Origin of the sequence: Novosphingobium sp. B-7 (genome assembly GCF_000410615.1) — a bacterium.
Classification (GTDB): Bacteria; Pseudomonadota; Alphaproteobacteria; order Sphingomonadales; family Sphingomonadaceae; genus Novosphingobium; species Novosphingobium capsulatum.
The window spans coordinates 1-13534 of record NZ_APCQ01000430.1; the positions used below are offsets into that span (position 1 = coordinate 1).

14 protein-coding genes are annotated in these 13534 nt (G+C 64.6%); 3 read left to right on the forward strand and 11 right to left on the reverse strand.

Annotated elements, in window-relative coordinates; translation table 11 throughout:
* From trbL to trbB, 7 genes are all read right to left on the reverse strand, one after another.
* Positions 1-891 (reverse strand): P-type conjugative transfer protein TrbL (trbL, locus tag H926_RS0105290; RefSeq protein WP_022675386.1); only part of this gene is annotated, 891 nt, incomplete at its 3' end.
* Between the two features lies 1 nt (position 892).
* Positions 893-1216: a putative entry exclusion protein TrbK-alt gene (trbK-alt, locus tag H926_RS0105295; RefSeq protein ID WP_022675387.1), complete on the reverse strand. Its 324-nt coding sequence runs from the start codon at positions 1214-1216 to the stop codon at positions 893-895.
* A gap of 5 nt (positions 1217-1221) precedes the next feature.
* A complete protein-coding gene (trbJ, locus tag H926_RS0105300) occupies positions 1222-1977 on the reverse strand; it encodes a P-type conjugative transfer protein TrbJ (RefSeq protein WP_022675388.1) in 756 nt (251 codons plus the stop codon).
* Positions 1974-4454 (reverse strand): conjugal transfer protein TrbE, encoded by a 2481-nt coding sequence (gene trbE / locus H926_RS25735; protein ID WP_022675389.1) that lies wholly within the window; start codon positions 4452-4454, stop codon positions 1974-1976. Before trbE ends, trbJ begins: the two co-directional genes overlap by 4 nt.
* A gap of 7 nt (positions 4455-4461) precedes the next feature.
* Complete coding sequence (locus H926_RS0105310) at positions 4462-4743, reverse strand: VirB3 family type IV secretion system protein (protein WP_022675390.1); 282 nt, start codon at positions 4741-4743, stop codon at positions 4462-4464.
* Positions 4740-5072, reverse strand: a complete 333-nt coding sequence (locus H926_RS0105315) for a TrbC/VirB2 family protein (RefSeq protein WP_022675391.1) — start codon at positions 5070-5072, stop codon at positions 4740-4742. Before H926_RS0105315 ends, H926_RS0105310 begins: the two co-directional genes overlap by 4 nt.
* Positions 5069-6028, reverse strand: coding sequence for a P-type conjugative transfer ATPase TrbB (trbB, locus tag H926_RS25740; RefSeq protein WP_022675392.1), 960 nt, complete (start codon positions 6026-6028; stop codon positions 5069-5071). Before trbB ends, H926_RS0105315 begins: the two co-directional genes overlap by 4 nt.
* 393 nt (positions 6029-6421) lie before the next feature.
* Between trbB and H926_RS0105325 the strand changes: the two genes are divergently transcribed.
* Entirely contained in the window at positions 6422-7198 is a 777-nt protein-coding gene (locus tag H926_RS0105325; RefSeq protein ID WP_022675393.1) for a S1/P1 nuclease, read from the forward strand.
* A 230-nt stretch (positions 7199-7428) separates the two neighbouring features.
* The gene (locus H926_RS0105330) at positions 7429-7881 is read left to right on the forward strand and encodes a YaiI/YqxD family protein (RefSeq protein ID WP_028657620.1); all 453 of its coding nucleotides are present in this window, start codon (positions 7429-7431) and stop codon (positions 7879-7881) included.
* A gap of 336 nt (positions 7882-8217) precedes the next feature.
* Here the strand turns inward: H926_RS0105330 and H926_RS0105335 are convergent, their stop codons facing one another.
* The 4 genes from H926_RS0105335 to H926_RS0105345 form a co-directional block, all read right to left on the reverse strand.
* Positions 8218-8478, reverse strand: a complete 261-nt coding sequence (locus H926_RS0105335; RefSeq protein ID WP_022675395.1) for an SDR family oxidoreductase — start codon at positions 8476-8478, stop codon at positions 8218-8220.
* Entirely contained in the window at positions 8471-8656 is a 186-nt protein-coding gene (locus H926_RS34055) for a hypothetical protein (RefSeq protein WP_169041993.1), read from the reverse strand. Before H926_RS34055 ends, H926_RS0105335 begins: the two co-directional genes overlap by 8 nt.
* Before the next feature lie 80 nt (positions 8657-8736).
* Positions 8737-10227 carry a PepSY domain-containing protein gene (locus tag H926_RS0105340; protein ID WP_022675396.1) on the reverse strand — a complete coding sequence of 497 codons (1491 nt, stop codon included), beginning with the start codon at positions 10225-10227 and terminating at the stop codon, positions 8737-8739.
* Complete coding sequence (locus H926_RS0105345) at positions 10224-10790, reverse strand: hypothetical protein (RefSeq protein WP_028657621.1); 567 nt, start codon at positions 10788-10790, stop codon at positions 10224-10226. Before H926_RS0105345 ends, H926_RS0105340 begins: the two co-directional genes overlap by 4 nt.
* Before the next feature lie 177 nt (positions 10791-10967).
* On the opposite strand from H926_RS0105345, the gene H926_RS0105350 reads away from it, so the two are divergent.
* Positions 10968-13286: a TonB-dependent receptor gene (locus H926_RS0105350; protein ID WP_022675398.1), complete on the forward strand. Its 2319-nt coding sequence runs from the start codon at positions 10968-10970 to the stop codon at positions 13284-13286.
* Positions 13287-13534: the final 248 nt, after the last annotated feature.

Here is a 13534-nt window from a genome sequence, read left to right on the forward strand (position 1 = left end):
CGCGCCGCCGGCAAGGCCAACGGCAGCAGCGCCACCCGCAGCAAGCCCGCCGGCACCTAGCACAGTGGCTGGCGCCGCACCGGCGCCGAGCTGCGGGCCACCCGACACCAGCCCGCTGGCAATGCCTGGGCCGAAGACCGAGAGCGCCAGGAGCGTCAGGCTGGCCAACACCAGCGTCATCGCGTCCTCGAGCGTTGGCGTGCCCGAGATGGCGGCGGTAAACTCACCGAAGATCGTCGATCCGATCCCGACGATGACGGCCATGACCAGGACCTTTATCCCGGAAGCCACGACGTTACCGAGCACGCGTTCCGCCAGGAATGCAGTCTTGCCGAACAGCCCGAACGGTACGAGCACGAAGCCGGCCAGTGTGCTGAGCTTGAATTCGACAAGCGTCACGAACAGCTGGATGGCGAGGACGAAGAAAGCGAGCACTACCAAGACCCAGCAACCGAGCAGGACGACGATCTGCACAAAGTTCTCGAAGAAGCTGACATAGCCCATGAGGTCGGAAATCGCCTGGAGCAGCGGGCGGCCGGCATCGAGCCCGACCTGGGCGATGCGGCCGGGCTGGAGCAGTTGCGCGGTGGTCGTGGCTGTGCCGCTGGCCTTGAGGCCCAGTCCGGCAAAGCTGGCGAAGACCACGCTGGCAAGATGATTCCAATTGCCGATGAGCCAGGCAAACATGCCGACGAACAATGTCTTGCGCACCAGACGGGCAAGAATGTCTTCGTGCTCGCCCCAGGCCCAGAACAACGCAGCGAGCGTGATGTCGATCGCGACCAGCGTGCTGGCAATGAATGCTACATCGCCATGGAGTAGGCCAAAGCCGCTGTCGATGTAGCGCGAGAAGACCGCGAGAAAGCGGTCGATGATGCCGGTGCCGTTCATGTCACCAGGCCTCCTTCGCCGGCGACGGAGCGGCAGCCGACCCTGCCCCGGCGGACTGGCGCGTGGGCAGACCAAAAAAGCGGCGACGGCCTGCGTCCCACAACGCCGCGCAGGATGCCATGGCCGGGTCGTTCGGCGCGATCGTGGTGCAACGCCGCTCGGAGGGAGCGCCGAACGGCGGCGCTACGACAACGGGTCGCGGATCGGGCAAAGCGCCCGGTTCGTCGCTGCGCGGTGCCGGCAAAAGCGCCGCAATCAGCGCCATCACCGCGGCGAGGCCAAGCAAGCCGAGCAGCAGGATGCGATGGATACGGGGGTGCACCATGGCCGTTACTCGTGAAACAGCGTGACTGGCTCAGCGACATAGCCGTGGCCGGGAGCCAGGAAGCGACGCAACTGCTCACGCGCCTGGGCCTTGGCTGCAGCTGCCGCCGCCGCGTCGAGAGTCTGGGCGCGCCCCTGGGCGACCAAGGTCGCGGCAAGGTCGGCAAGCTGCTGCGACTGCACCGCCAGGATCTGGTTGCCCGCTTCGATGGCCTGGAGCGCGCCCGTCGCATCGTGGCTCGCCTGCATGAGACTGGTCAGCGACTGACGCGTGGTATCGAGATGACCGACCGTCAAAGCCTGGGTCTTGAGCGCATCCTCGAATGCCGCAACACTGTCTTGCCAGCGGCTTTGCGCACCAGTGACCAGCGCCTGGTCGGACGCCGACAGGTCGATCGCGCGATAGCGGGCGGAAAAGCCCGACTGAACCGTATCGACATTGTAGCTCAGTCGCTGCGCCTGGCGCAGCAGTTGCCGGGTCTGGTCGAGCTGCTGCTGGATCGGCGCGACCAGCGAGAGCGGCAGGCTGGCGAGATTGCGCGCCTCGTTGAGCAGCGACTGGGTCTGGTTCTCGATCTGGCGCAACTGGTTGTTAACCTGCTGCAAGGCACGCGCGGCCGTGAGCACGTTCTGCGCGTAGTTGGACGGGTCATAGACGATGCCGCTGAACTGGGCCTGGGCTGGCCCAGGCAAGGCGGCCAGCAGGCTGGCTCCCAGCCATGCGGTGACAGCGCGCGGCGCGCGCCCCAGATGAACACTCATCGCAGCAGGTTCTCCGCAGCAGGTGGCAGAATTTCAGGGAGCAGTTCCGCGGCCCAGTCGAGGCCGCGGGCGCGCAGCCAGGCGAGCGCAAAAGGCGTGCCTGCCCCGGCCTCGGCCAATGCGGTGATCGCCTGCTGATCGCGCGGCCCCCCGGCTGCGGCAAAGGCCAGGGCAATCTCGCCCAGCCCGAGTTCGAACAGGCGGTTGCCGCTCCGCGACTGGCAGTAGTAGTCGCGCTTGGGCGTGGCTTCGCTGAGGATCGCGATCTGGCGATCGTTGAGGCCGAAACGGCGGTAGAGCCCGAGGATCTGGGGCTCGCGGGCCCGGGCATTGGGCAGGTACAGCCGCGTCGGGCAGCTTTCGATAATAGCCGGCGCGATGGTCGATCCGGCGATATCGGCGAGGCTCTGCGTGGCAAAGACCACGCAGGCATTCTTCTTGCGCAAGGTCTTGAGCCAGGCGCGCAGCTGGGCGGCAAAGGCCGGACTGTCGAGTGCCAGCCAGCCTTCGTCGATGATGATCAGCGTCGGCGCACCGTCGAGCCGGCGATCGATGCAGTGGAAGAGATAGGCCAGAACCACCGGTGCTGCCGCCGAACCGGCGAGCCCCTCGGTCTCGAAAGACTGGAACGTCGCTTCGCCAAGGTCTTCGTGCTCGCCATCGAGCAGGGAGCCAAACGCCCCGCCCAGGCACCAGGGCGCGAGCGCCTGCTTGAGGTCCTGGCGCTGGAGCAGAATAGTGAGCCCGGTGAGCGTGCGTTCGACCGGCGGGGCCGAGGCCAGCGAGACCAGCGCGCTCCAGACATGGGCCTTGATGGCAGGATCGACGACAATGCCTTCGCCGCCGAGGATGGCCAGCAGCCAATCGAGCGCCCAGGCCCGTTCGGCTGCATCGTCGATCCGCGCCAGCGGCTGCAGCGCGAGGCCAAGACGCTCGGGAGGCTCCATGCTTTTGGTGCTGGCCGGGGCTTGGCCCACGATGGTCTGGCCCAGGTCCTGCCAGGTGCCGCCACACGCCAGGGTGGTTGCACGGATCGCTCCGCCAAAATCGAACGCAAAGATCCGCGCCTCGGGATAACGGCGAAATTGCAGGGCCATGAACGCCAGCAGCACCGACTTGCCCGCACCGGTCGGGCCGATCACCAGGCAATGGCCGACATCGCCGACATGGAGCGCGAAGCGGAATGGCGTCGTGCCCTCGGTCCGGGCATGGAACAGTGGCGGAGCGTGCCAGTGCGGATCTTCGTCGGGCCCGGCCCAGACCGCCGACAACGGGATCATGTGGGCGAGATTGAGCGTCGAGACCGGCGGCTGGCGGACATTGGCATAGACCTGGCCGGGCAGCGTGCCGAGCCACGCCTCTAGCGCATTCATTGTCTCGCTGATCACCGTGAAATCGCGGCCCTGCAGCACTTTCTCGACCTGCCGCAGCTTCTCGGTGGCCAGGGTCGGATCCTCGTCCCACACCGTGACCGTCGCTGTGACATAGGCGGCGCCGGCATGATCGGCTCCGAGTTCCTGTAGCGCCAGGTCGGCATCGAGCGCCTTGTTGGCAGCATCGTTATCGACCAGGACAGCCGCTTCGTTGGTCATGACTTCCTTGATGATCGCGCCCAGCGACTTGCGCTTGGCAAACCACTGGCGGCGAATGCGGGTGAGCAGGCGCGTCGCATCGGTCTTGTCGAGCATGATCGCGCGGGTCACCCAGCGGTAGGCAAACGCCAGGCGATTGAGCTCGTCGAGAATGCCGGGAAAGGTCGCCGACGGAAATCCGATTACGCTTAATGAACGCAAGTGCGCTGCGCCCAGGCGCGGCGCGAGGCCACCGACCAGCGGCTCGTCGGCGAGCAGCGCGTCGAGATAGACCGGGATCTCGGGGACGCGGACGGCGTGGCGACGAGTCGAAACGCAGGCATGGAGGTAGCGCAGCGTTGCCGCGTCATCGAGCCAGGCGACTTCGGGGAGGAACCCCTCGACCAGACGCAGCAGGCGCTCAGTGCGATCAGCAAAACCCTGCAGCCAGTCACCGGCATTGCCGCTTTGCCCTACGCGGCCTTCGAACAGCCAGCTTTCAGCGCGCGCGGCGTCCTCGGCCGGCGGCAGCCAGGTGAGCGTCAGGTAATAGCGGCTTTCAAAATGGGCGCCATGCTCGGCAAACTGGGCCGCTCGCTCGCGCTCGACCAGCGCGGAGACGGGATCGGGAAAGGCATCGTCGGGATAGCCACGCGCCGGATCGCGGGCAGCCTCGACAAAGATCGCCCAGCCCGACCCGAGGCGGCGCAGCGCGGCATTGAGCCGGGCCGTGACAGCGACAAGTTCGGCCGGGGTGGCAGAATCGAGATCGGGACCGCGGAAGCGCGCTGTGCGCTGGAAACTGCCGTCCTTGTTGAGCACGATACCCGGCGCAACCAGCGCTGCCCAAGGCAGGAAGTCGGCAAGGCGGTGAGCGCCCGAGCGATATTCGCGCAGCGACATCATGACACCCTCACACCGCAAAATAGGCCGGGAAGCGCAGATGTCGCCGCGCGACTTCTACGAATTGGGGATCGCGGCGCCCGGCCCAGACGCCAAACCCATGGCCCACGGCAAGCAGGGCCAAGCCGACCAGCCACAACCGCAAGCCCAGCCCAACCGCGCCAGCAAGCGTGGCATTAATGATCGCCAAGCTGCGCGGCGCGCCGGCAAGCAGGATCGGCTCGACCAGGGCGCGGTGCACCGGCACGGCAAAGCCGGGAACGATGGCGGGATCGGGAGCATCCTCGCTCACAGCACTGCCCCACCGCCGAATGAGAAGAATGAGAGGAAGAAAGACGAGGCGGCAAAGGCGATCGAGAGACCGAAGACGATCTGGATCAGGCGCCGGAAGCCGCCCGAGGTATCGCCGAACGCCAGCGAGAGCCCGGCAGCGATGATGATGATCACGGCAATGATCTTGGCAACCGGCCCTTGGATCGATTCCAGGATCGACTGCAGCGGCGCCTCCCAAGGCATCGAGGCACCTGAAGCATGAGCCGTGCCCGCCGATACCGTCAACACGGCAGGGAGGAGCAGCGGAACGAGGCAGCGCCGGCGGAAAAGATGGCAACGCGCATTCATGGCAGGGTTCCTTCAGGTAGGATGGAAGGGGCATGCCCCGCGGACGCAGCGAGCGGGGCGAACTGGTAATCGCCGTTGGCAGCAAGGCCGGTGACTGCGACGAGGTCGGCAAGGCGGCGGGCCGGCCCGTCGCGAACCAGCACCGCGATGACATCGATGGTTTCGGCAATCAGGGCGCGCGGCACCGTCACGACGCGTTCCTGGATGAGCTGTTCGAGGCGGCGCAAAGCCGCGAGCGCGGATCCGGCATGGATCGTGCTGATGCCACCGGGATGACCGGTGCCCCAGGCCTTGACGAGATCGAGCGCTTCGCCGCCGCGCACTTCGCCGATGGGAATGCGATCTGGCCGCAGCCGTAGCGCCGAACGGACCAATTCGGACAGCGTGGCGATACCATCGCCCGTGCGCAGGGCGACGAGATTGGGCGCGGTGCATTGCAGCTCGCGGGTGTCCTCGATCAACACGACCCGGTCGGGCAAGCGCGCCACTTCGGCGAGCAGGGCATTGACCAGCGTGGTCTTGCCGCTCGAAGTCCCACCCGCCACGAGAATGTTGGCACGCGATGCCACCGCGTTGCGCAGCGCCTCGGCCTGGTCGGGGCGACAAATGCCGGCCGTGACATAATCGCCCAGCGTAAAGACCGCGCTAGCGGGCTTGCGAATGGCAAAGCTCGGCGCGGCCACCACCGGCGGCAGCAAGCCTTCGAAACGGGCTCCGCTTTCCGGCAACTCCGCCGAGATACGCGGAGCCCGGCCATGAACTTCAGCACCGACATGGTGCGCCACAAGCCGGACGATGCGCTCGGCATCCTCGCCTGAAAGGGTTTCGGTCGTTGCCACCAGTCCCTCACCAAGCTGGTCGAGCCACAGCCGGCTATCAGGGTTAAGCATGACTTCAACCACCGCGGGGTCATCGAGCCAGGCGCAAATGCGCGGCCCGAATGCAGTGCGCAGCATGCGCGTACCACGCGATGCACCAGGAGCATGCTCGGGCGACGCGCTGCGGGAAAGGGAAGAGGGACTGGACATCACGCGCCTTGCTCAATCCGCGCGGCCCGATGCCAGCGCGGCAAGGCCTCTTAAGAAGGCAGCAAATTCACCAAAGGCAACAGCTACTTGCCGCTCTCGCAGGCTGGCGTACAATCGGCCAGTCTAGCGCAGATTCTCTGCCGCACGCTCTTCTGTGACGACGAGGTTGACCTACCCAGCAGCAGTCGCATGAGTCGCCTCACTGCGGTCCATGCGACGAGCGACCAAGCCCGTTGCGCTGCGTCCTGTCGCAGCGCCGTTGTCCGCATCGCGGCGCCCCGCTAACGACGCCCGATCGCAATCTCCTTGGAGAACAGACGCATGCGCCGATCCTTGATGGTTGTTCTCTCGCTGGCAGTGGCTTCGCCCGCCCACGCCTGGGGTCCCGAAGGCCATCGCATCACCGGCGCGATCGCCGATGCCAACCTCAGTGGCCTAGCGCGCGCGCAAGTCCACCTCCTGCTCGGCTCGGAAGACCTGGCCCAGGCGGCAACCTGGCCCGACGAGATGAAATCCGATCCCGACCCGTTCTGGCAGAAGCAGGCCAGCCCGTGGCACTATGTCACGGTCAAGGGAGACGACTATGTCGCCAGTGACGCCCCGCCCGAAGGCGATGCGATGACAGCCCTCGCCCGGTTTACCGCAACCTTGCGCGACCCGTCAGCGCCGATCGAACAGCGGCGCATGGCCCTGCGCTTCATCGTCCATATTATCGGCGATCTGCACCAGCCGCTGCACGCCGGCGCCGGCACCGATCGCGGCGGCAATACCGTCCAGGTCACCTGGTTCGGCAAGCCGACAAACCTCCACAGCGTGTGGGACTCGGCCCTGATCGAGCAGCAGGGCCTGTCCTATTCCGAATATGCCGGCTGGCTCGCCCGCGCGATCACCCCGGCCCAGGTGGTGGCCTGGAACCAGCGCGATCCGCACGTCTGGATCCGCGAGAGCGTGGCCCTGCGCAAGACCATCTACCCCACCGACCCGGCACTGTCGTGGAGCTACGCCTACCAGCACCGTCCCGAGATCGAGGACCGCCTCAAGCGCGCCGGGGTGCGGATCGCGGCCTATCTCAATGCGGTGTTCGAACCGGCGCTTTGAGACCGACCTCAACGGCGCGGTGCGCGGTCTGATGCGGCAATGTCGGGGGCTTGCCGCGGCACCGCCCTGCGATCGCTGCGCCACTGCTGGCGAGCGCCGGCGGCCATTGCGCGGCAGCGTTAGCAGCGCGCTTGGCAACCATACCGCAGGGCCCAGGATGATGGTGTCGCAGCATTTTTGGCAAAAAACCGGTTCCCCCTCTTTCGTGCGATGCTCTACGGTAGGTCATGATGCAGATACTGATCGACGCCGATGCCTGCCCGGTGAAAGAGGAAACCTACAAGGTAGCGCTCCGCTACAAGGTTCCTGTGGTTGTCGTCAGCAACAGCCCGATTCGGGTGCCGCACGACGCGCTCATATCGCGCAAGGTCGTGAGCGACGCATTCGACGCGGCCGACGATTGGATCGTCGAGAACACCCTCGCCGACACGTTGGTAGTCACCGCCGACATTCTGCTGGCCGATCGTTGCCTGAAATTGGGCGCCACGGTCATCGCACCAACTGGCAAACCCTTCACGAGCGCCTCAATCGGTAGCGCCATCGCCATGCGGGCAATCATGTCCGATCTGCGCGCCGGTGGCGAGCAGTTGGGCGGCCCCGCCCCGTTCAGCAAGGCCGATCGCTCACGCTTTCTCTCCGCGCTTGATGAGGCGCTGACCAAGCTGCAGCAACGGAGCAGATGACGCTGAGTTGGCCGATTTCGCCACACAGAGAGACGATTGGGGTCAAATCAGGGGAGCACGCCTAGCTTTGATCGGTCAGGCTGCGATCCGCACCAAATGTGCTTGCGGCGCTGGCCCGGCAATGCCGGGCGATGTCTCAAGCACGCTAATTTCGCTTAAGGTCTGGCAACGGCCCTGCGACGGCGCGTATCGTCACCATAGCCGAAGACTTGCCCAAGTTTGCGAGCGCACATTGCGCTGACCCACCCGACGCAATCGGGCGCCTGTATCATGATGGTCCAGCGACAAGGAGGGACGGCGCTTCCGGCTAAGCTGGGCGGCGCCGTCCTGTCCGGATCAGATCTGGGCCATGCCTCCATCAACGAACAGTTCGATGCCATTGACATAGCTCGACTGGTCGGAGGCAAGAAACAGCACTGCCTTGGCGACTTCTTCGGGCTGGCCCACGCGGCCGAGCGGCACCTGCCCAGCCGTGAAATCGAGTAGGCCCTGCTGGGCTGCGGCGTCAGGGCCCGCCAGTTCAACCAGGCCCGCCGTCTCGATCGGCCCCGGGCTGACGGTGTTGACGCGGATTTTGCGGTCCTTAAGGTCACGCATTCGGGCACAGGATAGCAGCCAACAGCAGGAACAGCGTATGACCACCGATAATAGTACCGCCCACAGCATGAAGTGAGTAGGTTTTTACCTGCAAGACCCTGCTCATTTGATGCAGGAGGATGGTTGTTATGGCGCCGTAGCCCAGCGATTGACCAGTTGGACTGCGCCGAAGGTGCATGCTTGCTCCTTCGGCGCACCGGAACTCTCTCTTGGAGGTGGGCGCAAAGATTGCCGCGACCCATTCCCATGATTTGACCCTCAGGGAAGCGGACGCGGCCAGCTTGATCGCAGCAGCCCAATTGCAGTGATGACGATGACGCCATCTACAACAAAACCCGCGAAGTCTGTCGCGCCGTGCATGAACTGCGTCGCATGTATTCCTGCGGAGGCCAGCAGCAGCACACCGGAGGCGATGCGTCCCGCACTGGCCAGGTCGGCTGCGGAGCTCGCCGTTAGCGCCGACGCGATGAGCGCTGAGAGAAGCGTGACCGTTGCCCAGACCGCTACCAAGGTCCCGTCCGGCATCCGGCCATGGAGCAGCAGAGCAAGCAGCACCGTCGTGGCTATTGCGACCGGTTGTCCCCAACTGATCGCCGCCCACAGCCGTTCCCATCCTGGTGCCGCTCGCCCTTTGTCGCGCCGCCGCGCCAGCCAAATGGTGATCCCCGATGCAGTGACGACGCAGAGCGCCAGACCCAACAACCCATAGGCGAGGCGAACGGCCATCCCACCGAACCAGCCAAAATGCAGCGGGCCCAGCGCGCCAAGTATCCGTTCACCGACGGTCAGGCCCGCAGGATGCTTTTCGGCAACTATCCTGCCGGTGGCATCAAAAGTGATATTGTCCTGCTGCGCGATCAACCGGCGCCGCGATGCCGACAGTTCCAGCCGCATATCGCGGCGGCTCCAGTGGCTGACCTCGATCTGGCGCAGTTGCGCACCGGGCGCACGGTCGCGCGCTACGGCAATCAGCGTTGCTACATCGGGCATGGGTGCTGGCCGGGCGTCTTCCTTCGCCTGCGGCGGCGCCAGCAGGGCATAGACCTGCTGACTATCGCCACGAAACAACAGGAGCGCAAGAATGCCGACGATCACGGTGCTCAGTCCCAAGAGTGCGCCGGTGAGTGAGACGATGATATGAAAAGGCAGCGGCCAGACACCGAGACGGTTATGCAAATCCGCCTGCTCCAGCCGCAGCGACCCGCCAAGCCGCAAGTGAAAGGCGTCCCGGAAGATACGGGGATGGGCAAGAATACCGGAAATCAGCGACGAAAGGAGCGCAACTCCCGTCAGGCCGACCAGAAAGCGACCCAAGGTCTGCGGCAGGTGCAACCGCGTGTGCAGATCGACCAGAAAGTCAGTCCAGGGCGATTTCGCGCGCATTGCGAGATGGCCATTGGCATCGGCGTACCAAGCCTCGTCATCCGCGTCATTGCCCGACGAGAGCAGAAGACGCGGGAAGTCGTCACTTGGCAGCAGAACGTAGAAATTCTTGTTGGTCCCTACCCTGCTTCCCATCTCGACGACAGCGCGTCCGATCGCCGCATCGCTGGCGACCGGGAAGGTCGGGGCGGCCGGTTGCTCCCACCGCTGAAAATCACGCACGAAGACGCTGAGCGTGCCACTCAGGCAGACGATGTAGATCGCGGCGGCAAAGGCGATGCCCAGCACAGAATGGCCGTTCAGCACGGCGCGCACGATCTCGCTACGCCAAAGGCCGCCACGTGGGCGTTCGGCAGGACGGCTCATGCGATGCCTCCCAGAAAGGCGAGGCCAAAACCGAGGATGGTTGTGCCCCCCAGCACAGCCGTCGCCCGGATAATCCGCTGGTCAGCGAGAGTCCAAGTCATGGCCAGCCCCCAGAGCGCCGGGACTAGCAGGGCGGCGATTAACAGGCGGGTTTGAATCGCACCGGGCGCCCAGGCAGCATAGCAGAATGCTAGTGCCATCGCCGCGAGCATCCCGAGGGGCCCGGCCAGAAGGGCCTTGAGCCAGCCACGCCATGCGCGCGACTTGCCGTCCAGCGGCGCAGGGGCAAGCCGTGCTCGCCGGGACTCGCGCGCCGCGCGTCTGGTTGCGCCGTGCACCACAACCAGCAGACTGCCCACAGGCAACAGCGTCAGGGCGTAGGCGAGGCCGAGCATCGGCCCGATCCAGACCGCTGATGCGAGCAGAGCACCGACCAATATGCCCCAGCCGGTAAACCTGAAGTCAGGGCGCTCCCGCTCCCGGTCTGTCCAAGCGCATCGCAGGAACCAGCTTCCGCCAATACCTGCACCCACGAACAGGGCGGACGTCAGAAACGGAATCACCAGGCCCCTCGCCACCCAGCGTATGCCTGGTTGATGCCAGTGCCGCCAACCGGCGCGAATGTATCTCCAAACAAGCTCATTGTCGCCCCATCTCGATCTTTTCGAGAGTTAATTAATGCAATTGACTCTCAAGAGCAACGTTAATAGTCGAGGCGCAGCCAACTCGGGGGAATAGCCATGTCCAATATCGGCACGCGCTTCGGCGCGCTTGCAATGCTTCTGACAGCCGCGGGAACGGCCCATGGTGCCACACCGGAGATGGTTCCAGCGAATAGCCCGGCAGATCAGTCTGCTGGTCAGCAAGGCGCGGCAGAAATCATCGTTACCGGGCAGAAATCGAACCGGACGCTGCAGGACACACCGGCGAGCGTCGCGGTGACGACCAATCAGGCGATTACCAGCCAGAATTTGCTGAGCGTCTATGACGTCCTCGAGCGCACCCCCAACCTGTCGATCAGCGGCAATCGCACCACCTTTTCGATCCGCGGCATTGACGCGTCCAACGTATCGGGCAGCGGCGACGGCGCACTGGCAAGCGTGTATCTGGATGGCGCCGTTCTCCCGCAGGTCGCGCTCAGTGTCGGGCCACTCGATCTCTATGATATCGCCCAGGTCGAGGTGTTCCGTGGGCCGCAATCGACCGTGCAGGGGCGTAACGCGTTAGCCGGGGCCGTCATCATTCGGACGACCGATCCGACCTATCAATGGAACGGCAAGGCGCGGCTGCTCATGACCGACAAGGACGGCCAACGCCGTGCGGGCGCGGCGATCGGCGGTCCGCTTATCGATGGGCAACTCGCGTTCCGGATTGCTGGCGAGATTGCCCGCGCCGATGGCCTCGTCCGAAACGTCACATTGCACACCGATGGCGACCGACGCGAATCCGAGACCATCCGCGGCAAGCTGCTGCTCACCCCCGCGGCATTGCCCGAACTGCGCATTGTCGCGACCTATCTGCATGACCGCCACCAACGCGGCACAGATTGGACGCAATTTGATGCACCCTATACACTCACGCAGCGCGTTGCGACCGAAGACGTTCCCGACATCCTCACCGTCAAGAGCGACATCGCGACACTTGAGGCCGACTATGACCTTGGCGGTGGCTTCAAGCTCACTTCGGTCACCAATTACAGCAATATCCGCAGCCTCAATACCTACGATCAGGATCGCAGCGCCACGCCGGGCCAGGTTGGCATGATCCGTGATCCGAGCAAGACGTTTCAGCAGGAACTGCGCCTGAACGTCCAGAAAAGCTGGGTACAGGGCTTGGTCGGTGCCTATTACCTACGCGACGACAATCGCGATTATCTCTTCCGCGCCACGCAAAATCTGGGATTACGCCGCCTTGGCATCGACCGGACATTGCTGGGGATGGGGATGCCGCAGGCAACGGTCGATACGGTCATCAATCTGTATGGCGGCACGGTGCCGATCGCCAACACACTCACTCAACCACGCCTCACCAAGAACCATGCCGCCTTTGCCGACCTGACGTTCCCCCTCACCAACAAGCTGCGCCTGATCGCCGGGCTGCGCTACGATCACGAAAGCCAGAATCGCGGTTCTGTCCAGACCGTTGCCATCACCGGCGCATTGCCAGATCCGAGCGCCTTGCCCCCCGCACTGGCGCCCATCGTCACCCAGTTGAACGCCCTGTTGCAGGCGACCGCCGCGAACGCCACCAGCATTCTTCCCCAGCGCACAGTCACTTACCAGGCCTGGCTCCCCAAAGCGGGCATCACCTATGACCTGACCCGCGACGTGTCGCTTAGCCTGACGGCGCAGCGCGGCTATCGCGCGGGCGGGTCCGGCCTCAACCAGCAGCGCGGGCAGTATTATGAATACAGCCCGGAATACACATGGAACTATGAGTTCGCCGTGCGCTCGCAATGGTTCGACCGCAAGCTGACGGTCAACGCCAACGTCTATTATATCGACTGGAACGACCAGCAGGTCTCCGTCCAACTGACGCCGGGGTCGGTGTTCGATACGCAGGTCGTCAACGCCGGCAAGTCACGTCTCTATGGTGCAGAACTCGAAATCAGCGGGCGGCCCACACCGGAACTCAATCTCTTCCTGGGGGCAGGTTACAGCAATACGCGCTTCGAGAATGCCGCATCCTCGACCGGGACACTCTTCCAGTTCGTGCCTGGCAACCAGTTCAGCAGGGCGCCCCACTGGACGGTATCAGGCAGCGCAACCTGGCAGCATCCCACGGGGCTCTTCGCCAACGTCAACGCGAACTATCGCAGCGGCTATTTCCAGGACATCGTCAATCAGCCTGCGATCCCGCCGGAGCAGGATATCCGCGGCCGCACGCTGGTAAACACCAAGCTGGGCTGGCAAGGCGACCATTTCGGGGCGTTCGTCGTTGTCAGCAATATCTTCGACGTCCAGAAGCCGACCCAGAGCTTCGTCGATCTCGACGGTCACCTCCGCGGTGTCGTGAACGCCCCCCGCATCATCGGCCTGTCGTTCGAAGGTCGATTCTGAATGAGATGGCATCGGTTGCAATAGCTGGCCCAGCCCATGGCAACCCCGCACGCGAACGCCGGACCGGAGATAAATGCGACGGCAACATGATCCGGGGCCTTTGGAACGCCCCGGGATCATGTGCCCAGGCTCAGGCTGGTGTCTGCAAGCCGGCCTGATCATCCAGCGCCAGCGCGCGGATGGCGGCGGGACGGCTTTGGCAGCGCTCGATATAGGCGTCGAAGACTTGGTCAGCCGGGAACGCCTGG